Consider the following 21,189-nt stretch of genomic DNA (forward strand, 5'->3'; position numbering starts at 1 on the left):
ATAAGGCATTAAGTGTCTGTAGTAACGGAGCGTTCCCCTTTATTGACTCTATACAATAGTCAATAAAGGGGAACGCTCCGTTTTTATAACATGGCCTTTCGTAAAGGTTTCCAGACTTTAAAGTATTTCGTCAAAAACTGATTCTGTTCTTTTACATTTTGGTCAAGTTCAACTAGTAATTTATTGATTTCGTCAACCTTTTTTATTACGTCCTTATTTTTTAGAGGAATTTCGGCTACAATTCGTTTAGTGGCTGCTAATTGACTTTCGATATCAATTAACATTTTCTTAATATCTTCATCTGATTTTAAGGGAGTGAAACGGGCAATTCTATAGTTTGTAAAATCCTTGATCAACTTTACGGTTTCATTATAGGCATCAACACCCCGACTGTAGTAAGTACTTAAAATTTCATACTTTATGTTGTGAAGATATGTTTCCGTCATAAAATTCACATTACCATTTTTCTCGATTCTCTTTTCTGCAGCTTCCAGGTGTTTTAAGTGTGGTTGCTGATCGTATATTTTCAGGCTGTCATTGACGGAAAAAGCAACGCTTATATTAGATGATTTATTAAGATTGTTATAGAATTCTTGATTTGTAATTGGGTGCTCTAAAAACTCCCATATAGGATCAAAAGGCATGTGTGAGTAGATGAATTCATCGGGTGGAACCATAAAGTAAACATCGTTAGGTGCTTGGGTAAATGTTCGTTCTGATACATAACCGGCTCCCCATGTAGAATCGAACAAGTACCATTGATCATGAATACGAACAGCATTCCACGCGTGGCCAAAATCACCTATTACTTTACCTTTTTTTACATAGCCTTCAACTGTATATGATTTTAACCCCACGTTAGTACAAAGCTCATTAAACAGTAATGCATAATCGACGCATACTCCTTTTCTTGTACGTAAAATTTGATCTGTAGATAAATCAGATGTCTCACCAAAGTGGAACGAAAATAATTGGTTAACATCGTAGGCAATATTTTTGGATACCCACATATAAATCGCCCTTACTTTTGCCTCCTCAGAAGGTAAAGTTTGGAAGCGATTGCTCAATTGCTGAATCGATACTTGCGTGGTATCTGTAGTTATTTGTTTGTCTATTTCTTCATATTTATTTATAACTACTGGTGTCGCTGGTTCTTGTATTACTGATACGCTTTTTTTAGGTGCTTTTGTTGCTTTATTCTGCGCGTATAAGGGTAATGAAATAAGTAGTATAAGTATTAATTTCATGTTAAATGAGTTTCTATAATGGTGGGATTTTTAACGTTACAATAGGTTTGGCTATTGATCAGATTAGGTTAAATAATAGAAAAACAAGTCGTCGTTACTCATGTCGATGTAAACTATGATTTATGGTCAATGCATACCTTTGGATGCAATGACGAGCTCCTATGTAGGTGCGATTTGTTACCAATATTAGCTTTTGTAGTCTTTGGTGAATGCTTATGTAGGCGATTTTTGTAAAACAAAAATAATAATTCCTGTTTTACAAAAGCGAACACATTGATTGCCTTTTCTTGTACAAAAAGCACCAGTACATCTTTACAACTTTATCTGAATCGTCACGTAAACGCTTCGGCCGTCGGATGGCAAAATGCCTGGTCCGGGATAACCCGTTGCTCGTCGGGTAAAGTAAGTGGCATTGGCCAAATTGTTCAGACTGCCTTCCAGCCGAAAGCGAGTGAATTGATACGACAAGCTGGCGTCCAGAATTGTATAGGCTGGAATCAGTCCAAGAACTGCCGAAACACCGCCTTCCGTCGCGTTGGTCGCATCCGAAAACTGGTTGGACAGGTGCGTATACTGAAACGAGCCTTTCAGGTTTTTATAACCCAGCCGTATCCCACTTTTCAAGTTCAGGTTAGGAACGAACTCCACCTGATTACCCACTACACCAGAAATTTCGCTGGCTTTGTAGGTAGAATGAATCAGGGCGACATTCGCAAAAATTACTCCACTGACGTTCGGGTTTGCTGGATTCGCTAGTCGTAAGAAATCACCTTCAGCGTAGGATTCAATCCCCATAATCACGGCTTGCCCAATATTACCCCTACGGCGGAGAACCCGGTCGTTGGCATCGTAAAACTGCACCTCGCCAATGCGGTTATTGTAGTTCAGGTAAAACGCGCTGATATCGAAATTGTAAAGCGTGGTCTGCGTGCTGCGAATGCCCAGATCAAGCGAATACCCTTTTTCATCCTGCATATTGGGGTCAATTACCGACGATGGGTTAGCAATACGCATGTCGGTGAACGTGATAGACCGATAGTTCTGCGACAGGTTTCCGTAGATATCTAGTTGGGGAACTGGCTTATAGCTGATGCCAATACCGCCCAGCACAAACTGACGCCCGTTGGTTCGGTATTCTGTTGTGCTGACCGAATTGATGATGTTCCCTGCCAAGTCGCGGGTGATGGTGCCGTAAAAACCATCGGCAGTCGTTTTGATATACTCGAAGCGGATACCGGGTGTAATGGACACTTTCTCGCCGATGTAGAAGATATTTTCGGCGAAGGCTGAGACGTTGCGGTTCGGAAATCGGTAATCGTATGAAATGGCGTTGGCGTCGGAGATGAAGTTGAAATCGGCGTCTTTATCAGTGCTGCCCAACCCCTGCACGCTATGATTAAAGCCGTGGTAGTAGCGTCCACCAACTAACAAAACTGCCTGTTGCTTGCTCAGCGTATAGCGTTTTAAATACCGGGCTTCGGTGCCCCAGTTCTGGAAATCCCCCTTAATCAAATCCCGCTCACTGTTATCGTCGATACTGGCCACCCGATTGGGTCGAAAGCCAAGCGAATACCGATACGCATACAAGCCAAACACCCGTAAGTTAAACTCATTGTTGGTATTGAACTTATGATCGAAATGGAGCGCGGGCATGGTCCAGTTGACCTTGAACCAGTTACGCTCCCGATTACTTTGTCGGGGATTTTCGCGGAACATATCATCGGTAAGGCCACCGGGCTGCTGTGCCAGATAGCTCATTTGCGTAATATCGACGCCCAGTGTGGTCTTCTCCGAAACATGGTAATCGATATCGGCAAAGGCCGTGTAGTTGGTAAAATGCGAATTGGGTCGCCAGCTGTCGCCTTTTTTATACTGGAAGAAGGTGTAATAACTCAGCTTGCCCACGGTGCCGCTGGCACTAGTGAACGCATTGTAAAACCCAAAAGAGCCAATTGTTTGCCGGGCTGTCAGTTCAAACTTTCGGTCGGCGACAGGCTTCTTCATGACGAAATTAAGTAACCCACCAAACTGAGTCCCGTACTGGAGCGAAGCCGCCCCTCGCACAATCTGAATACGGCCCACGGCTTCGGTAGGAGGGGTGTAATAACTTTCGGGGTAACCCAGGGCATCGGCGCTGATGTCGTAACCGTTCTGGCGCACGTTGAAATTGGAGCTTCGATTGGGGTCGAGGCCGCGTCCACCAATGCTGAGCTGTAGACCTGCCCCCTCGTTTTCCCAGATATTGAGTCCAGCCACACGAGCGTAAATCTGACGGGCGTTGTTGGTCGAGAGGTTAGCCACCAGTTGGTCGGGAATAATCACTTCCGACTTTTTTCCTTCATAAATACCCATGCTTTCCACGCCCCTCATGCGGGTAAAACCGAAATCGGACTGCTTGTCGGTAACGGTCACTTCGGCTAATGTTTCCTGCCGACTCGTCAGTTGAATGCGCACGGATAAATCGTGTTCAGCCAGCGTAAACGTCTGTTTCGTGGCTTTGAAATCGGGGGCGCTGGTGTGCAATACATATTGACCTTTGGACAAATTGGCGAACACGAACCTCCCCAAACTATCGGTCAACGCTTGACGCTTTCCGTTGTTCAGATAAATGGTAACGCCTTGTATAGCAGTACCATCATGCCGGGCCTGCACCGTTCCTAAGAGCTGATATTGGGCAAAGGTTGTGGTAGAAAAAAAGCTAAAAAGAAACAAGCCCGAAATCTTCAATCTGTGTTGTCGGGTTCTTAAACCCGACATTGTGAGGTTTCTCAAAACCGACTGTATAGAATTGCACAGTCGGTTTTGAGAAACCTCTTTTGTCAGGTTTAAGAACCTGACAACACAACTGTCATAACTAAAAACCGTAAATCGTATCATGGAAAGGAGTGATCCACTCTTTGTTGGTAAATGAGTCTTGTTTGTTGGCGAGATTGGTGGTTGGCTCAACCAATGGTTTCCCCAAACGACCGTTCAGTGCTACGTAGGAATCCACGTAGACTTCCGGGTTTCGGAATCCGTGTTGGGTATAATAATCCCGGAGAATATGCGCGTATTGCAACAACATATCGGGTTGGGTAGCCATCATTTTTTCCTGCAAAGGCGTCAGGAAGTTCGAATTGTTGACAATGGTTCGGTGTCCTGAATTGTCTTTAACGGTAAACTGCGCATAGCCCGTTTTTTCCATCAGCATCACCCGCCACGAGAATCGGTAGCCCTGTTCTGTCCAGAATAACTCGCCCGGATAAAGTAGATACCGGAATGGAAACACGATCTGAACAACAAAGAAAATGGCCAGTAAACCCAATACAAGTTTGCTCATAATGGGCTGAAACCGATACACACGCTGGGGACGTAGAAAGCTATAAGGGATCGCTAACCAGGCACCAAGTTGTCGGATAAGTATCTGGTGAAAGTTGGCTGAGAAAAAGATCAAAGCGGTCACCATCATGATGTAAGGGAACATCCCAATAGGAAACAGGAGTGCCGTAAGCCCATGAAAAATCACAACGGCGGCATAAGCCCAGAGTCGGGTTGAGGAGTTCCATAGCAGGAACGGAATCGACAGGTCATATACACAACCAAACCCACTGAACGCGTAAGGAACCCAGGGATAATTGAACAAGGAGCCAATTATAGGCAGGTCATTATGCGCAGGTAACCAAATTCGTAAGGGTTGCGCATGTACCAGCCAATCGCTGTTGAGTTTGGCTAATCCCGCAAATACATACAGTAGCGCCACGAACAGTTTCAGTGAATCGAGACACCAGGCTGGAATCTGGTCTGCCAGCAAGCTACGACGCCGATAAGCATCGACTGAAAAGTAGGCGTGTGCGGGCAAAAAGATCAGCAGCAAACAAACCATACTTGTGAAATAGTAATGGTTTAGATAGGTGCTTTTGTCGATCAGCTCGATGTAGGTGAAGCTCAGAAACAGGCTACTGATGGCCACCCGGTAAAATAAGCCGATAGCTACCAGAAGTGCCGAGAGGCCACAAATCAGAAAAAGCAGATACGTATAGTCGCCCAGCGGCTTCACAAATTCGAAGCCGTAGAACGAAAAAAAGTAATGAGGTGTAACGTATAAATCGGCAATCCATCCATTGCTCCAGAAACGAACAATGCTCCCGAAGAGCATCAATCCGAATAGGATTCTGAAAACAGCCAAAGGTGCTGCCGAAGTGGTTTTTTGAAAGTAATCACGCATTATAAATAGGTACTTATATAATTTTTTGTCATTCCGACGAAGGAGGAATCTTAAACTTGACTAATACGCAAATTTGAGATTCCTCCTTCGTCGGAATGACAAAAAATGCTAATCCCCGTCGTTGTCGGTGTAGGTGATCGTGATGCTCATGGCCGAAGTCATGTCCACTTTTAACATCCGAACGGCTTTCTGCATTTCGGTGTAGACCGCCACCATAGCCGTATTGTTGCTCTTAACCTCATCGGCCAGATTGGCTTTCAGCGCAGCGAGTTTTTGATTGGACGACTCAAACTGGGCATTGATAATATCGACCAAAGATTTGCCGGTCTGACTGTCTTTAGCACCAATACCGTTCAGGTACGTTTTCAAGCTTGGTCCTTCGACACCCGTTTTTACATTTTTACCGTTAAAAAAGTCGATAGATGCCTGATGGGCTGTCTTCGCCAAGGTTAGCGACAGGTCTTTTTTATAGTAGGCTTCTACCTTATCGGGAGCCACCGTGCCATTGGCCATCGCGCCTGATGGAATCCCGAATTTGCCCGACCGGATGTATCGTTCATAATTTAAAACAAAACCATTCACCAGTTTCCCAGTTGAACCGCTGGCAGTCAGGGCGGTGCTATTGATGAACGTATCCCGGTAGCCGCCCGTAGTCCAGGCTGTGTATACGGTTGTAAACTGCGTATTCATCTGGGTCGTCAGGCGCTTCAGATAGGCAATTCGCTTGGCAGCATCAGTCGCTGTTGCGTAGTGGGCTACAATCGCGTCGTCGGTCGTACCGATGCCGTTGATTAGGTAATCCAGCGCTGGAAATCCCTGCTTGGGATACGAAGCGGGCACATCGAATGAACCTGAACCAGCCGCCACATAGTCCTCAATTCCAGTGACGCTTGTTGGATAAATATTGAAAAAATTACGGAGGGTATATTGCTCGGCTGGACCAACATCAAACAGCTCAACTTTTTGCCATTCGGTGTACGCATCGACCCAGGCCTGCCGAAAATCGGCCAGTGTAGTTTTATCGGGCTTAGCCGCAAACGCATCCGATTTGGCGACCATAGCCTCAAACTTCGTCTTGAAATTAGCATAGGCCGGTACAATGATATTGTCGGCAATGTTGGTTAGCATAGCCTTTCGGTCGCTGCTAGCCTGATCGGTAGGGGTAGGCGGTGTGGGTGTTGGATTGTCGGACCCACCACCTCCACAAGCCCATAATGTCGCGATAAAGGCGCACATAAAGCCGATCTGTTTCCACCTGAATTGGTTCATGAGACTAAATAGGTACAGAGCGGCACGTCAAATACCGCTCTGTACGAGTTGAATGTATATTCTGATTGAATTTTGGATGCTAAGCGATTTATGATTCGTTGGAATGTACCCACGGGCTTCAGTCCGTGTATGCGTTGATTAGAAACACGGGCTGAAGCCCATGGGTACAACCTCAATTCACCGAATTAACAGAATCGGATCGGGCTTACTGAATACCGAATTTCGTTTTGATGGCCGTTGAAGCCGCATCAATTTTGGCATTTGTCAAACCCCAGAAACCATTGGGAGCGCCAATCAGACCGGCTAGGATAGCGTCTGAAAAAGCAGCATCCGCTTTGGCGATGGTTGCGTAACGCAGGCTATAAATAAAGCCCAGTCCTTCGCCCATAGCGTGTGCACGAGCTGCATCGGTTGTACCGGTTTTCCATTTGTTAAGGTAGCCCAGAGCAGCACCAGCAATGGCTTTTTCCATCGCCTTATGAATAAAGGCCGCTTGTGTTTTCAGGGTGGTCAAGTCGTTATTAACGATAGCAGCCCGTCCTGTTAACAGCGCCTTGTGAACCTTGGCAAAATCTTCCTGATTGTATTCCCATAGGTAAGAGCCGATGAAGCTTTCGCCAGACGAGGTAGTAGTGGCTTTGCCACCATAAACTGGATTGGCCGTGATGATTCCGTAGATTTCATCCCAGTTTTGTTCCAGAGCGGTGTACTTCTTCCCTGTAACCAGTGTAGTGTTGTCCAACGCAAGATTCTTGTCGCTGAGCAGAACGTTGCCAATGTAATCGACCTGGAACGCACCAATCAAGCCTTTCTGGATGATCTGTGCCCATTCAATGCCTTGCTCATCAACCAGATAAGTGCCTAGTTTACCCGCTTTGCCTTCGGATGCCGTAGCGGTTACAGACTTGCTGGCCGTAGCGATTTTAGGGAAACCAGCTTCAATCGTTGTTCGCTCTTTTTCGGCGTCGGTAGCCGAAAGAGAAGAGGCCGTTACGTTACGCAACTGAACGCCTGAGCTATTCAAAGCTGCGTTGGCTGTACCCGAAAATGGATTGCTGGTGTTCGAAAACATATTTTTCAATACCGTAGCATCCAGCGTAGCGCCTGTACTAACGGCTGTGCCATTGTAAGTATTGATCGCCCGGAACATCAACAGGCGGTTAGCGCCAGTAGTCAGATCAACGGTTTTAACGCCAGCATCATCAACGAAAAAGTTAGCGTAGGTGGTCGTATCGGTTAGCTTTGCGTAGTCAACAGTTTTTCGGAGTTGTGGACGAACCGTAGTTGGATTCTCTTCGTCTTTACAGGCAGACAGACTGACTGCAAATGCTAGTACCAATACAAATCGAGCGCGTAAGTTTAGCTTTATCATGCTTAAAGAATAATTGAATCGTAATGTCGGGGCAAAATTAAGTGGTATTTAGACTAATTATAAAGTTATGTTAAAAATAAATTAAAAAATTATTAGGATGATGAATGGATTATTGTGTAAATTGGTTGTAGATAAGTAGTTACCTCTCGATTTAAAAGACAGGGTCAGCGCGCTTTGACGCTCTGAAATTGGATGGCCAATTAATAAATAGCGAAAGGCAAGTAAAATCTTTACCGAAAAAGCCCGTTAAATAAATATTAAATTGGCCGCAACGCCTTGATTAATTACGAGATAAAATAGTATATTTATAGGCTGCTTATCTGAATGTCGTTTCGATTTTATAGCCGGCTCAACCAATAAAAATTTGCGAATTCCAACGATTATTATTGCTTTTGAGTCTCTCTATTATTCCTTGTTGCGCCGTAGTCAGTCAGCAATTACTTTTGCTTTATCCGCCGTTAAACCTTCTTACTTTCTGAATCGTCATGACCATACATTCCTTAACCGGCTCCAGGCTACCCACTGCCCCTTCCGTTTGGATCGTTGATGACGATGAAGACGATCAGTTGTTTATTCGCTCCGCTTTTAAGGAAACGCATGAGCCTATTCATGTTCGTACGCTGACCGATGGTGATGAGTTACTGCCGCAGCTAACGAACTGCGACGAGTTGCCCTCATTGATTCTGTTAGATATCAATATGAATCGTCAGGATGGCTTCGAGACGCTCAATCAACTTCGGAACGCCCCCAGTTTTGCTCACTTACCCGTTGTGATGCTGACTACATCGTCAGACAAATCTGATTGGCAGCGGAGTTTAGCTTTAGGTGCCAATCAATGCCTCACGAAACCTGCCAGCTATAAACAGTTGGTTCATTTGGTGAAAGGACTGGCCGAAGATTGGGCCCTGGCGTAGGGTTACCCTAAATTTTTCATACTTCGTCTGAACCAACTTTACTCGGTATCCGATTTTAAACGTATGTCTTCATCACTACGTTTAGAACTCAGTACGCCCATTAGCGACGATCGCCCGGTGTTTGTATCGGGTAATGTTTGCGACTGGCTTCCCGATTTGGCGCAATTTCAGTTGCAGCCTGTTGGGCCGGATCAGTTTGTGTACGAGTTCCCCAAAGGGATGGAACTGCCCAAAACGCTGGAGTATAAATATACCCGTGGTGGCTGGGATCATGTCGAGCTGAGTGCATCGGGTGAGTCGGTTGGAAATCGAACAGTAGCGCGTTCTGTCAACTCGAAACGAGAGCACGTACCTCACTGGCGATGGTTCGGTATTCCTTTCAATCCGGCCTTTTTACCTAAAATTGATCTTCTCGGCGATACCTTCAACGCGCCCAAACTCCTCCAGACACGTCGGGTTCATATCCTGTTGCCGCACGATTATGATCAGACTGAAAAGCGATATCCCGTCTTGTATCTGCATGATGGCCAGAATTTATTTGGTGGCGGAGTGGGCTACGGGAGTTGGGAAATCGACCAGAAAATGGCACTTCTGGCAGCCAGACACCATCACGAAGTTATTCTGATTTCCATCGATCATGCGCATGACGAACGTATTCGGGAGTTTACGTTTCACCGTACACGGGCTGGTACAGGCCGGGGCCAATACTATCTGGACTTTATTCGAAAAACCTTAAAACCGCTGGTTGATCAACGGTTTCGAACCTTACCCGATGCGGCTCATACAGGTATTGGTGGGAGTTCGTTAGGCGGTCTGATTAGCATTTATGCGGGTCTGATGCACCCTGAAGTATTTGGACGATTGATGGTCTTTTCGCCCTCACTCTGGATTTCGCCTAAAATCTATTTCGATGCCATTCGTTTCAAGGCGTCCGTGCCGATGAAAATTTATGCCTATGGCGGAGAAAAGGAGTCGCAGTATATGGTGCCGAATATTCAGCGATTCAACGAAGCACTGGCCCGCCAGGAATATGGCGGCAACCCTATCGATATTCACTTATCTGTCGATCCAACAGGGACGCATCAGGAAGCCCACTGGAGTCGTGAATTCCCAAAAGCGGTAGAGTGGTTGTTTTACTGAAATAACCCCCAGATTTTTATGATTAACAACGATCTTTAGGGATATTGGCGCAGTACAATTACCGTATCCTCGGCCTGTGCGGACACCTATAGTATACACACATTTTTTGAGTATGCTCAAAACTCCGTTAGGAGTGGCCTGTTAATAGAAAACAGAAGACTAATCGCACTCTGAAGCGCCGTAGGTGCGACCTATAGAGATAAAGTTAGGTCGCACCTACGGCGCTTGGGTCTCTTACTAAGCGACAATGACTATTGACAGGACGCCCTTATAGGGCTGATTTGGCTATATTAGAGATGTGTATATACTCTAGGCAAGGACACAGAACGAGGAGGTAAAAAACCATAAAAAATCATATTGATCCTGAAAATCAGCGTTCCATAAATACCTATGAATATTACCTTAAGTACCCAGGCTTCCGGCGCTGGCGATCTGATTATTCCGATTGACCAAACGGCTGACCTTTCGAATCAACTGGCCAGTGTCGCCGAGAAACTGGCGCTACCAGTTTCTGTACTCCAACGCGATTTTAAGGCCGATGCCAAAGAGGTACTGGTTTTATACAGAGCCGATGGAAGTAAAACATACCTGCTTGGTCTGGGGACTGATCCACAGGAAATCGACTGGCTTCGTGCGTTTCGGAAGTTGTTTTTCGAGCAGAGAACGAAACTGTCGGAACAGATTGGCATTGATTTAACAGCCTTTAGTGCCGGGGTGGTCGAGGCCACTGTTCTGGGTGTCCGCTGGGGCGGGTACGATCTGAAACTCTATCAGACAGATAAATCGGCGGCTCCTGTTTTCTTTTCCGATGCAGGGCAACTGACACTTTATATCAATGTAGATCAGCAGGAACTAGCGCAGGAAGCTCTGACCCGCGCCGAAGCCATTGCGCAAACCCAGCGGCAGATTCTGGACTTGATGAATGCGCCCGCTAATTATAAAATTCCGCAGACATTAGCCGATTGGGCCGTTTCGTCAGGTAGTCAGTATGACTATTCTGTGACAGTTCTCGATAAGGCCGAGCTGCAAAAACAGAAGCTAGGTGCTTTGTTAAGTGTTAGTCAGGGGAGCGATGTACCCCCCGTGCTGATCGTGACCGAATATAAACCCGAAGGCATTACTAATCCTTTAACGGTAGGGTTAGTAGGCAAAGGTGTTACGTTCGATACGGGAGGTGTATCGATCAAAACGTCGTCGAATATGCACCTGATGAAGAGCGATATGGGCGGTGCTGCGGCTGTTTTGGGAACGGTAGAGGTGGTGGCCAAACTGAAACTGCCGATTCACGTAGTTGGTATTGTGCCATCAACCGAAAACTCAACTGATGGCCGCTCGACCAAACCGGGTGACGTGATTACGGCATATAACGGAAAAACCATCGAAGTCATCGATACAGACGCCGAAGGACGCGTGATTCTGGCCGATGGTCTTGGTTATATGGTTCGCAATTACCAGCCCGATATCCTGATTGATCTGGCTACGCTTACGGGCAATGTTATTGCGGCCTTAGGCTACCACGCAGCTGGCTTATTTACCCAAAATGATGAACTGGCCAGCAAACTTATTGGTGCCTCGAATCAAACAGGCGAGCGGTTGTGGCGGTTACCACTCTGGGATGTATATCGGGAAGACATCAAATCGGATGTAGCCGATCTGAAAAACTTCAGCGGTAAACCCATTGCCGGATCGATCAGCGCGGCTAAATTTCTGGAGGTGTTTTCGGAAAATCATCCAGCCTGGGCGCACCTGGATATTGCCGGAATGGCGTTCGCTGATACAGAATTTGGTTCGCAGAAAAACGCAACAGGATTTGGTATTCGCTTGTTAATCGCCTATTTACGAGCATTAATTGCAGAGACTTACTAAGAAAAGTTCGCCTTTTTGTTTTTTGGCCGTAGGTTTAGTAGCTATAATTTGTAGTTTGCCAATAGTAATTACTACCCACACCAGAGGATAGGCACCAGAAAACGACTAACCACAAACTACAACCTAAATCACTATGAGCCAGTTGTCCTTTTTGTGCATAGCCACCTTCCTCAAGGGGCACGATTTCATGAAGGCCTGCAAAGAGTTGGGCAACACCGTCTATCTATTGACGGATCAGAAATTAGCGAATGAAAACTGGCCTCGTGAGGCTATCGACGAGTTCTTTTTTTCTGCCTTCGCCAAGTAACGCTCCCGAAGACCTGGAAAAAATGATTGTGGGTCTGGCGCATGCGATGCGTTCCCGTAAGATTGACCGGATCGTGGCTCTGGATGACTTCGACGTAGAAAAAGGTGCCCTTATTCGGGAGACGTTTCGCATTGATGGGATGGGGCAAACAACGTCCCGATACTTCCGCGATAAACTAGCCATGCGGACGCGGGCTTTTTCGGCTGGCATCCGGGTTCCGGCGTTCAGCTCGTTGTTTCATGACGAAACGGTTACTGCTTTTTTACAGACAACCGAATCGCCCTGGCTGATTAAGCCCCGTTCTGAAGCCTCTACGACAGGTATTCGGAAAGTGCATTCGCTGGAAGAAGCCTGGTCGGCCATTCACTTGCTCGGCGATCTTCGGCATCACTACCTGATCGAAGAATTTAAGCCGGGCAAGGTTTATCACGTTGATGCCTTGTCGGTCGATGGGAAAGCGGTTTTCTCGCGGGTGAGTCAATACCTGGCTACGCCTATGGAAGTTGCTCACGGTGGTGGCGTATTTCGTACCGGAACACTGCCGCTGAACACCCCCGAAACGAATGCGTTGCAGCAGATGAACGATCAGGTTTTGGAAGCCTTCGGGATGCGTTACAGCGCTTCACATTCCGAATACATTCGGGGGGATCACGATGGCGAATTGTATTTTCTGGAAACGTCTTCCCGAGTAGGTGGTGCGCATATTGCCGAGATGGTTGAAGCTGCATCTGGCGTCAACTTATGGCGAGAGTGGGCCAAACTGGAAATAGCCGTTGCCCGTAAAGAGCATTATGTACCGCCAGTCGATACAGAAAATTACGCCGGTCTGATTGTGTCATTAGCCCGTCAACAATGGCCTGATCTTTCGGTGTTTACCGAACCCGAAATTTTCTGGCGTATCAATCGGGAATATCACGTTGGATTGATTGTCAATTCGTCTAGCCGTGATCGAGTGCTGGACTTATTAGATGAATACATGCATCGGATTTACGCCGAGTTTCATGCCTCGGCCCCCTTGCCCGATAAACCAACGAGTTAAGTAACGTGGACCTCTGGTCCGCATAGGTAGTTTTTAAGTTTCAACTATGCGGACCGGAGGCCCACGTTACAAGTCTAATTCCTCAAAGTATCTTTCTTGGCTTTTCCCAGTGGCACCGACACGCCAAACGCGCGTGGGTCGCTGGGAGGCATGGTTTTTCGTTTTTTGTCATTCTGGACGGGCGGGATTGGGTTCGCTGGAGTTTGGGCCGTTAAGCCTCCACCCGACAGTGGTGTATCAACCCCTGGAATAGCGACCTGCCGTTGTACAGGTTCCTGAACCGTGACTTTGCTAGAATCGGTTTGAGCGAGACAAAGAGAGCCAGACAAGCTGGCTGCGAAGAAAAATAGGAGCGTACGCATAAGAAAAGATCATTTGTTGAGTAAGCCGACGCCAATTAAATCACTGGAAATCGGGTATCCTATCAACTCTCTTTCATGCGTAAAGTTTCGAGTTAAAATTACAATTCATCAACCCGCACAAACTGGTAGCCTTTTCGTTGATAGTCAGTTAAAAACTCGTCCAGGCGATCATAGAGTTTATCCGTTCGCGTGGGGCCGGTACCGATGTGCATCAGCAAGATAAATCCGTTTAATCCCGCTGGCTTTTTGGCTTCATACGTGTGAATGGATTGCAGGATTGTCTCGCTGGTTCGGTAATTCCGATCTTCGGGCGTTGTGTAATCGGCATGGCTCAACGTGCCAGGTGTATAGTTGATGAGTTGAATTTCCTCGGCCTTTGTCCATACCGAAATACTGTCGTTATACCACTCGTAAGGTGGTAGAAATAGGCGAGGGTTGTTAGATGAATTAGTAAAGCGAGCCAGAGCTGCATAGTTAGCCCGCAAGTCGTTCACAAACTCCTTTCGACTGACGAGCAAGCTATCTCGTTTACCCCAATCGCAATACAACAGGTGTTGGTCAGAATGGGGGCCAAAGTAATTTCCATCCTGAACCAACTGCTTGATTATCGCAGAGAAGTTTGGATTTCGAAGAAAACGCCCTGTCAGAAAAAACGAAGCCCGAACGCCGTGCTTGCGCAACGTTCGGGCAATGATTGAGCCACCATCGGCAAATTCGTCGCCTGTGAAGACGAGTGCGAGTCGTTTGAGCGAGGTATCGCCCCTAATTTTTGCCCCTTTGAAATAGGTTGATTTGGTTTCGTTTGCTGGTAGGTTGAGCTTTTTAACAGGTTTGCTTACTTTTTTAGGGATAGCTTTAGGACTGAGAGCACTAGGTTTTTCGGCCTGTTTGGCGGCTAATAAGTAGATGAGCGTTGCGGTACCATCCATTGTTGGCTCGTTGGTACTGTAATCGCCATAATCGTCGTGATAAACAGCTACGTTGCTCTGGAAAGCCGCATATTCGTCGGGCTGATAGAGCGTAATGCCAATCAGCTTGCTGTAGATACTGCCGCGTACGGGACCATCGACCAGACCACCATCAATCGGATATTGTTTAAGGTGCGTAAAGGCTGAGTGTGGATCGGCGGGCGTATCGGCATTAGCGGGAAGGCCATATACGAAGCTGGTGCCCCAGATGTTACAGCCAAATAACCAGTCGAAATTGGCCTGCTCAAGTGCTTCGTATTGCGTATCATGCGTTAACTGACGGTACCAGAAACACTGCGTGGCAAAGGAAGTGGTGAGGTTGTTGCTGCACCACGTAAAGGGGACGCCCCGATAAAACGCATTTTGTTTCGCACGTTGCCAGATGGTCTCGATGCCTTGCTTATAAAAATCAGTGACCGTTTTGCGCTGACTGGCGGGAAGTTTTTTCGCCAGCTCAGCATGGCCGACGTTCACAAACGGATACCATTGGTAATGTCGGGCGGTATCGTTCAGAATCCAGGGTGTCACAGGCTCCTGTCGGGCAAAATCCAGCGCTTTCGTTTGCCAGTTAGCTGCTTGCTTGCCTGTGGCTTTGGCTGCATTGAGTTGCTCAACAGTCGCCAGCTCCATGTCGTCGGTATAGTTGTCTTCTTCGTAGAAATACGGTGCCCGTCCGGGTGCCGTCTGACAGTTTCCCGGTTTGTTCAAGCCAAGCTGATAGGCCGATTTTGACCGTTGCCAAAGTTTCTTCGCATAATCAGGCTGACGAGTATGCAGTAATTGATAACCTAAAGCCAGTGCGCTACTGACTTTTCCGGCGGTAGAGGCTACACCAGTTGCGCGGCTTTTGTACTTAAACATCCCCTGCGGCTGTCCCGACGCGAAGTAAACGGGGCGTTCAAAGCCTTTCCCGTAGAAATTATCTTCTTTCGGAATGCGCATACCAGCGTGGTCGCGATCATCGCCAAGTTGATTGAAAAGCCAATCTTCTCTGGGATGCATTTTCAGTAACCAGTCCAATCCCCACTGCGCTTCGTCCAGTACGTCAGCTTGTCCGTTACTGCCCGGTAATCCATTCGCCTGATGCTGATCGCCGAACGCCTTCGGGAAATCGCGCTGAGCCGCTAATAGATGATAAGTTGCGTTGGCAGAGGTAGTTACATATTGCAGATAATCAGATGCGTCGTGCCAGCCTCCCGACGCGTCGATGTGCGTACTATCGGGCATGGGGCCGTAGAGTGTATAGCCGTCGTGCGTATGACAGGAATCTTTCAGGAATGGGTTGTAGCCACTTCGTTGTTGGCGCATATACCGTAAACAAAAATCAGCGGCACCATCATAAACGGTTTCGTCAATACGGAAACTGGGTGAGCGGACGCCGTCGTTTGTTTGCAGGTAATAGCGACCCGGTTGTCGGACAGTTGAAAAATCGAGTCGATAGGTTTGCTGAAACGGCCCATAAGCCCCAAATGCCTTTCCGGCTGGTAATTGCTGGATTACGCGATTCGTCTGTTCATCAACAAGTTGAAACTGCGTCAACGTCTGCTCAGTCAAGCTTCCCCAAACGGCTATTTTAGGGCTGCTAGGGCGATAACCGAGGAGGTTAATGCGTATAACGGCGGGTGGTTGTTGTGATTGGCGCGTTTGTAGAGACAAGGCATGCCTTGTCTCTACATGGACGGGTAGACTAATAAATGCGGTGAGGCTGATTACTAACGCAATGATTACAGGTAGACGAATAGGCATGGGTTCTAGGGTGGAATGATCCATCTATATCTTCTTCAACAACCCCATCATCATTTCCTCGAAATAGGTACCATTATAGGGGCCAAACCAATTCATGTCGCGGGTTTCGTAGGTTGGGCGATTGTAGTAAGCATCGGGGGTGACGTAACCGATATAGCCACCGTCGAAACTGGTAATCATTAGGTTAACACCTTTTTGGGTGGCTAATGGCTTGAAGTCGGCAACAAATTCGCCGGAGAAATCGCAGGGGGTACCCAGCATTACGGTTTGGCCAATGCGCAAAGCTTTCAGATCGGATGGGTAGTCACCGTAGATGGCATAGAACAACCAGGGGCGCACCCGCCAGTTTCCGATTACGCGCGGGTGTGGCTCTCGTAAACCCAGCGGTAAGGTGAGAATGGCCAATGCACTGTCGGATTTCGTCTGGATTTGGGGAACAGTTCGCTCGATCCGTAGGGCTAAATCACCAGCATAATTTCGGATTTCCTGAAAATCAGTTTTGCCCCGCGCTTGTGGTCCTGTGCTACCAACGGCCCCGGCCATAAACACGGCGAAATCAGCCGATTTCTTTTCCAACCGATCTACGAGCGAACCTGGATAATCACGACTGAGGTAATTCCACATATCGTCCTCATAGAGAGTCGCGTGGCCAGAAAAGGTGCACAGCAAGGCAGACTCGCCCGTCGATTTTTTCAACTTCAGTAGGCGAATCATACCATCGAGTGGCCCAGTTGGTCCTGAGCTTCCAATTCGGTTGTAGATGTGATCGCTGGCATCTGCCTGTCCAAAACCCACCTGAACGGGAGCCATATTGGTTTGCGCATTCCGAATGGCCTGCAGGACTCCATCTGTAATGCGGGTCACAATTTTCTCATCGTAGCCGCCCGCAATTAGTTGCCCAACCAGACCGGGTGCCCAGCCACCAATGCTATTGTGTGAGTGAATAGCGCCCGTATAGACATTCTCCCACTGCAAACCGACCTCAGGAAGGCGTTTTTTGAGCGCTTCCATGACAGTCGGGGGCGTAATGAGTAAATCCAAACCCACCACCGCGACTTTGGTACCACCGTTATCCAGTACAATAGCCCGTGCAAAAATGGAATCGGCAACAACGTGCCAGTGTTTACCACGCCGTGCCCCATAGCCGCCAGTGGGCGTATCGTAAGGGGGGGTAATATTTACTTTTGCCCAACCGGCTTGTAGAGGAGTTTTGGCCGTTGATGGTGCCGAGAGTTGCTCGAGCCGTTGTTTAGTTTGAGTGTAGTAGGGCATTTGCTGATAAGGCGTGTCATCAACAGGCGCCAGACTAACAGCCAGAAAGAGTAGAATAAAAATAACCAGCCCCAGAAGAACTTTGAGAAGAATACGGACGAATTTCATGTACTATCGCTTAGACTGGCGAATTTCGTTAAAAGTTGTCAAGAGTTGTCAGGTGTGGTCAGGAATAGTCAGAGGTTGTCAAGAATGAGTAGGAGGTGATAAGGGAATTTTCAGGCCTAACTATCTTTGACCACGCTTGACAATTTCTGACCACCCCTGACCCCTCTTGATAAAAAAAAGGCACCGGAGAAAATCTCCGATGCCTTCCGTCACCCTGCCGGTTTCCCGGCCTCCCTATATTATGATTTGTTAGCTCAGGAATGGCGCTGCACCAGCCAGTACCTGTGCTTTTGTTAATGGCTCATCAAAGGCACCTCGGAAATTATCGTCCGATATGCCCGTTACATTAGGCAGCGTTTTTAAATTCACCGTGCCCTGCATAAAGGTTGTCTGAGTCGCATCCGAAACCCAGCCTTTCATACCCAGCATCCGGCGAACTTCCGACGCATGACGGGCTTCTACCGAGTGAATTTGCAGCGCTACGCCCAAAATGGCTTTATCATTGATCAGAGCAGGGGCCTGACCTTTATAGGCCTGGACTCCCGTATCTTCCAGCAAACGAGCCGTGTTTAAGAACGTCGCATAACTAGTAAACGTCCCGGCTGGATACTTGAAGGTCGGTTTGGCTACCGCAGCTGCACCCAGAGCGCCTTTTAGCAAGGCTACGTGTGCAGTTTCGTGTTTGCTAATCTGTGTGATAACTGTAGTATCCGTAGAGGGCACTAAGCCTGATGTGCCTAATCCAGTACGGTAAAATTCGTCTTCCAGATATTCGAGCGTCAGGGCAAAGTTGGCTACATCGATGGCGGCCTGCGAAGGTGCCGTTGTGGTTTGGGCCAGTGCTTTATTGAGTGTACCCGCAACAATAGCTGGAATACCCGCAGCAATCAGGTTTGAGCTAAATTTGAGGAGGTTCCGGCGAGAGTAAAAGCTATAGCGATCACTAAATTCGGGATCAACCTTCTCAATATCAGATATTAATTTAAATAAATTCATAGCGTTGTGTCAGGTTTACTTGGGAAGATTGGTGGCCGTAATGGTTGTTTTTACGTACTTCTGTGCGATAGGCAACACCGTTGCGGGTGGATTCGAGACATCGAGACCCGTGGCAGGAGCCACTACATCGTCGCCAGCAAAGTCAGCTGATTTCGGATTGAGTAGATCACGAATGGCTGCCGCATGACGCGCTTCAACCGATACAATCTTTCCGGCTACTGCCAGGTAATCTGGATTTGTAATGAGCGGACCCGCCCCATTGTAGGCCGATACCCCAAGATCTTCAAACGCTTTGGCTGTTCCCAAAACACTAGCCCGGTCGGTGAAATTGATCGACGCAAAATTTGGAGTTAAACCCGCAATAGCACTAGTGCCCAGCGCTGCTTTCAAAAATTCACGGTGAACAATTTCATGATCGCGGATGTCGCTTAAGAGTGTTTTTTCCGCGTCTGTCATTCCACTGTAGGGCGTGGCAATTACCTGTGTGTAAAAAGCCGCTTCTAACTGCTCCAACGCATAGGCGTAATTCAAAATCCCGGTGTCGCCCGTGCCTAAATCCACAGGAGCCATTACTGTTGTTGGATTTTCTTCATTGCCACAAGCGGCCAACATAGCTCCTCCAGCGGTTAAGGCGCCTGCATAGTAGAGAAACAACCGGCGACCTACTTTAACCGGTTCTAACTGGCCTGGTAGCATGGTAAGGCCCGATTCATTGTCCTGTTTTTTCATAACGTATTAATTAAAAAGCAGCGAAAGAATGCCGTTTCGTATTATTTAGGAACACTTACGACTGCGGATGAAATTTGGATTTGGGCTTTCTATAAAAACAGCCTTAAGTACTAAAAACGGGCTGTTACTGGTGTTTAACATCTTGATGCCAAATTTGTTGGAATCGGTACCTAACGCCTGACAAAAATAGAGTTAGAAGAGTAAGCAGGCCGCAGAAACGACCACTACCTGTTGATTGACAAAGCGGTAAAGCGCTAAGACAGATTAAAATGGATTACCTGGAGCGTTTATTGTCGGTGAAGATTGGGAGAAAATCGGCCGCCGATTGTAATTTCGTTACGGCCTAATCAGGGGAAGCCACAATAACCAACGCATCCAACGAATTAATATGAACATTACGCAAGTGCGCGAACACCTCCATCGTCTCATTGATGAAGTAGATGACTTATACGTACTAAATGGCCTTTATCGAACGCTGATTGCTGATAAGCGTCAACGGGAGTCTTACGAAAAAGAACAACTCGAAAAAGCGAAGAAGCAGACTAGAAACGCTGGCTAATCTATTTGGAGATGCCGCTTATCGTCAACGCAATGATAATCGCGTTGAAACCAAACGAAAGCACGCCATGAGCCAGCGCGGTTCGACGCATTCTTTTTGAACTGATCGTTACATCGGAAACCTGGCTAGTCATGCCAATAACGAACGAAAAGTAAGCGAAATCGAGGTAGTCAGGCTCGGGCTCATCCGGGAAATTCAAGCCTTTGGGACGCTTGCTCAATCGGGTATCATTGCCATAATAGAGATGTGCGTAACGGATTGTAAAGACCGTATGCACCAAAATCCAGGCATTGGCAACCGCCAGAATAGGTAGCAGAAGATGCTCTCTTCGGTTGTTATCCATCGAATTGAGCAGGGCCACAACCGCGAACAAGCTGGCAACGGCGGCTACGACAACAAAAACCAGAATATAAAGTCGACTTGAATCCTGAAGGCGCGACAGTTTTGGCAAATCGCGGGGATGTGCCACCAGCAAAGATGTCCAGGCCAGCCCTAATATTGTCATGGCAAAGGCTACCCAGACAGCCGTGACATGAGCAGGGACATTATAACTCTCCGGAACAATGAAATAGGCGATTCCTGATACAGCCAGGGCAATCATAAGCCGATGATGCGAATCGAATCGGGAAACGTACTGAATCAATTTATTGATCATGGAAATGCCGGAAAGACAAGCTGGCCGCTCAATAAGCCATCCGTCTGTTGTTGCCCAAATTTACGGGCGCTGAACGAATAGCGTAAAGGTGAGCGTAAGCATACTCGACTAGATTAAAAATAGATTTAGAGTTGTGTTATAAATAGACACAGACCTGAATTGTTCACGCTAGCGACAACAAGGGTTTTATACCTGATATAGGCCTTCTGTAGCGTTTCTTTGATGGGGAAAATCCACTGTCTGAAATAAGGTACATAGCGTCATCTATACCTGTAAACGCAGTTGAATCAGATTATTAGGTAGTAAATAGGCCTAAATCATAAAAATACCTGTTTGAATGGTTTGTGGAATATTCTTGGAAAAATCTGTTTTTTCCAATGATTATACGGTACAGGAGGGCTTTTTCGAAATTTTCAACCATCTTGCCTTGTCATTT

15 protein-coding genes and 1 pseudogene are annotated in these 21,189 nt (G+C 47.1%); 5 read left to right on the forward strand and 11 right to left on the reverse strand.

Annotation, left to right across the window (positions count from 1 at the left end):
* Positions 1–83: 83 nt before the first annotated feature.
* The 5 genes from H3H32_RS36240 to H3H32_RS36260 all read right to left on the reverse strand — a co-directional run bounded on the left by H3H32_RS36240 (position 84) and on the right by H3H32_RS36260 (position 8,092).
* Complete coding sequence (locus H3H32_RS36240; protein ID WP_182460544.1) at positions 84–1,247, reverse strand: transglutaminase domain-containing protein; 1,164 nt, start codon at positions 1,245–1,247, stop codon at positions 84–86.
* Positions 1,248–1,559: 312 nt separating this feature from the next.
* Complete coding sequence (locus H3H32_RS36245) at positions 1,560–4,004, reverse strand: TonB-dependent receptor domain-containing protein (RefSeq protein WP_182464592.1); 2,445 nt, start codon at positions 4,002–4,004, stop codon at positions 1,560–1,562.
* 97 nt (positions 4,005–4,101) lie between these two features.
* Positions 4,102–5,451, reverse strand: a complete 1,350-nt coding sequence (locus H3H32_RS36250; protein ID WP_182460545.1) for an HTTM domain-containing protein — start codon at positions 5,449–5,451, stop codon at positions 4,102–4,104.
* A gap of 108 nt (positions 5,452–5,559) precedes the next feature.
* Entirely contained in the window at positions 5,560–6,720 is a 1,161-nt protein-coding gene (locus tag H3H32_RS36255) for an imelysin family protein (RefSeq protein WP_182460546.1), read from the reverse strand.
* 205 nt (positions 6,721–6,925) lie between these two features.
* A complete protein-coding gene (locus H3H32_RS36260; protein ID WP_182460547.1) occupies positions 6,926–8,092 on the reverse strand; it encodes a DUF4856 domain-containing protein in 1,167 nt (388 codons plus the stop codon).
* 485 nt (positions 8,093–8,577) lie between these two features.
* Here H3H32_RS36260 and H3H32_RS36265 point away from each other — a divergent pair, with 485 nt between their 5' ends.
* From H3H32_RS36265 to H3H32_RS36280, 4 genes and pseudogenes are all read left to right on the forward strand, one after another.
* A complete protein-coding gene (locus H3H32_RS36265; RefSeq protein WP_182460548.1) occupies positions 8,578–9,006 on the forward strand; it encodes a response regulator in 429 nt (142 codons plus the stop codon).
* Positions 9,007–9,069: 63 nt separating this feature from the next.
* Positions 9,070–10,146, forward strand: a complete 1,077-nt coding sequence (locus H3H32_RS36270; RefSeq protein WP_182460549.1) for an alpha/beta hydrolase — start codon at positions 9,070–9,072, stop codon at positions 10,144–10,146.
* A 390-nt stretch (positions 10,147–10,536) separates the two neighbouring features.
* On the forward strand, positions 10,537–12,012 hold the full coding sequence (locus tag H3H32_RS36275) for a leucyl aminopeptidase family protein (RefSeq protein WP_182460550.1): 1,476 nt from the start codon (positions 10,537–10,539) through the stop codon (positions 12,010–12,012).
* 133 nt (positions 12,013–12,145) lie between these two features.
* A pseudogene (locus H3H32_RS36280) lies at positions 12,146–13,358 on the forward strand (ATP-grasp domain-containing protein).
* Between the two features lie 74 nt (positions 13,359–13,432).
* Here H3H32_RS36280 and H3H32_RS36285 read toward each other — a convergent pair.
* The 5 genes from H3H32_RS36285 to H3H32_RS36305 all read right to left on the reverse strand — a co-directional run bounded on the left by H3H32_RS36285 (position 13,433) and on the right by H3H32_RS36305 (position 19,539).
* Positions 13,433–13,720 (reverse strand): hypothetical protein, encoded by a 288-nt coding sequence (locus H3H32_RS36285; RefSeq protein WP_182460551.1) that lies wholly within the window; start codon positions 13,718–13,720, stop codon positions 13,433–13,435.
* Positions 13,721–13,818: 98 nt separating this feature from the next.
* Complete coding sequence (locus tag H3H32_RS36290; RefSeq protein ID WP_182460552.1) at positions 13,819–16,434, reverse strand: bifunctional glycoside hydrolase family 9 protein/polysaccharide deacetylase; 2,616 nt, start codon at positions 16,432–16,434, stop codon at positions 13,819–13,821.
* A gap of 24 nt (positions 16,435–16,458) precedes the next feature.
* Entirely contained in the window at positions 16,459–17,814 is a 1,356-nt protein-coding gene (locus H3H32_RS36295; RefSeq protein ID WP_182460553.1) for a neutral/alkaline non-lysosomal ceramidase N-terminal domain-containing protein, read from the reverse strand.
* Positions 17,815–18,063: 249 nt separating this feature from the next.
* Positions 18,064–18,810, reverse strand: a complete 747-nt coding sequence (locus H3H32_RS36300) for a ferritin-like domain-containing protein (RefSeq protein WP_182460554.1) — start codon at positions 18,808–18,810, stop codon at positions 18,064–18,066.
* Between the two features lie 15 nt (positions 18,811–18,825).
* A complete protein-coding gene (locus tag H3H32_RS36305) occupies positions 18,826–19,539 on the reverse strand; it encodes a ferritin-like domain-containing protein (RefSeq protein ID WP_182460555.1) in 714 nt (237 codons plus the stop codon).
* Between the two features lie 388 nt (positions 19,540–19,927).
* Between H3H32_RS36305 and H3H32_RS36310 the strand changes: the two genes are divergently transcribed.
* Entirely contained in the window at positions 19,928–20,098 is a 171-nt protein-coding gene (locus H3H32_RS36310; RefSeq protein WP_182460556.1) for a hypothetical protein, read from the forward strand.
* A 1-nt stretch (position 20,099) separates the two neighbouring features.
* Here H3H32_RS36310 and H3H32_RS36315 read toward each other — a convergent pair whose 3' ends face one another.
* Positions 20,100–20,753 (reverse strand): DUF1345 domain-containing protein, encoded by a 654-nt coding sequence (locus H3H32_RS36315; protein ID WP_182460557.1) that lies wholly within the window; start codon positions 20,751–20,753, stop codon positions 20,100–20,102.
* Positions 20,754–21,189 lie beyond the last annotated feature (436 nt).

It is taken from the genome of Spirosoma foliorum, from assembly GCF_014117325.1.
GTDB classification, from domain to species: Bacteria; Bacteroidota; Bacteroidia; order Cytophagales; family Spirosomataceae; genus Spirosoma; species Spirosoma foliorum.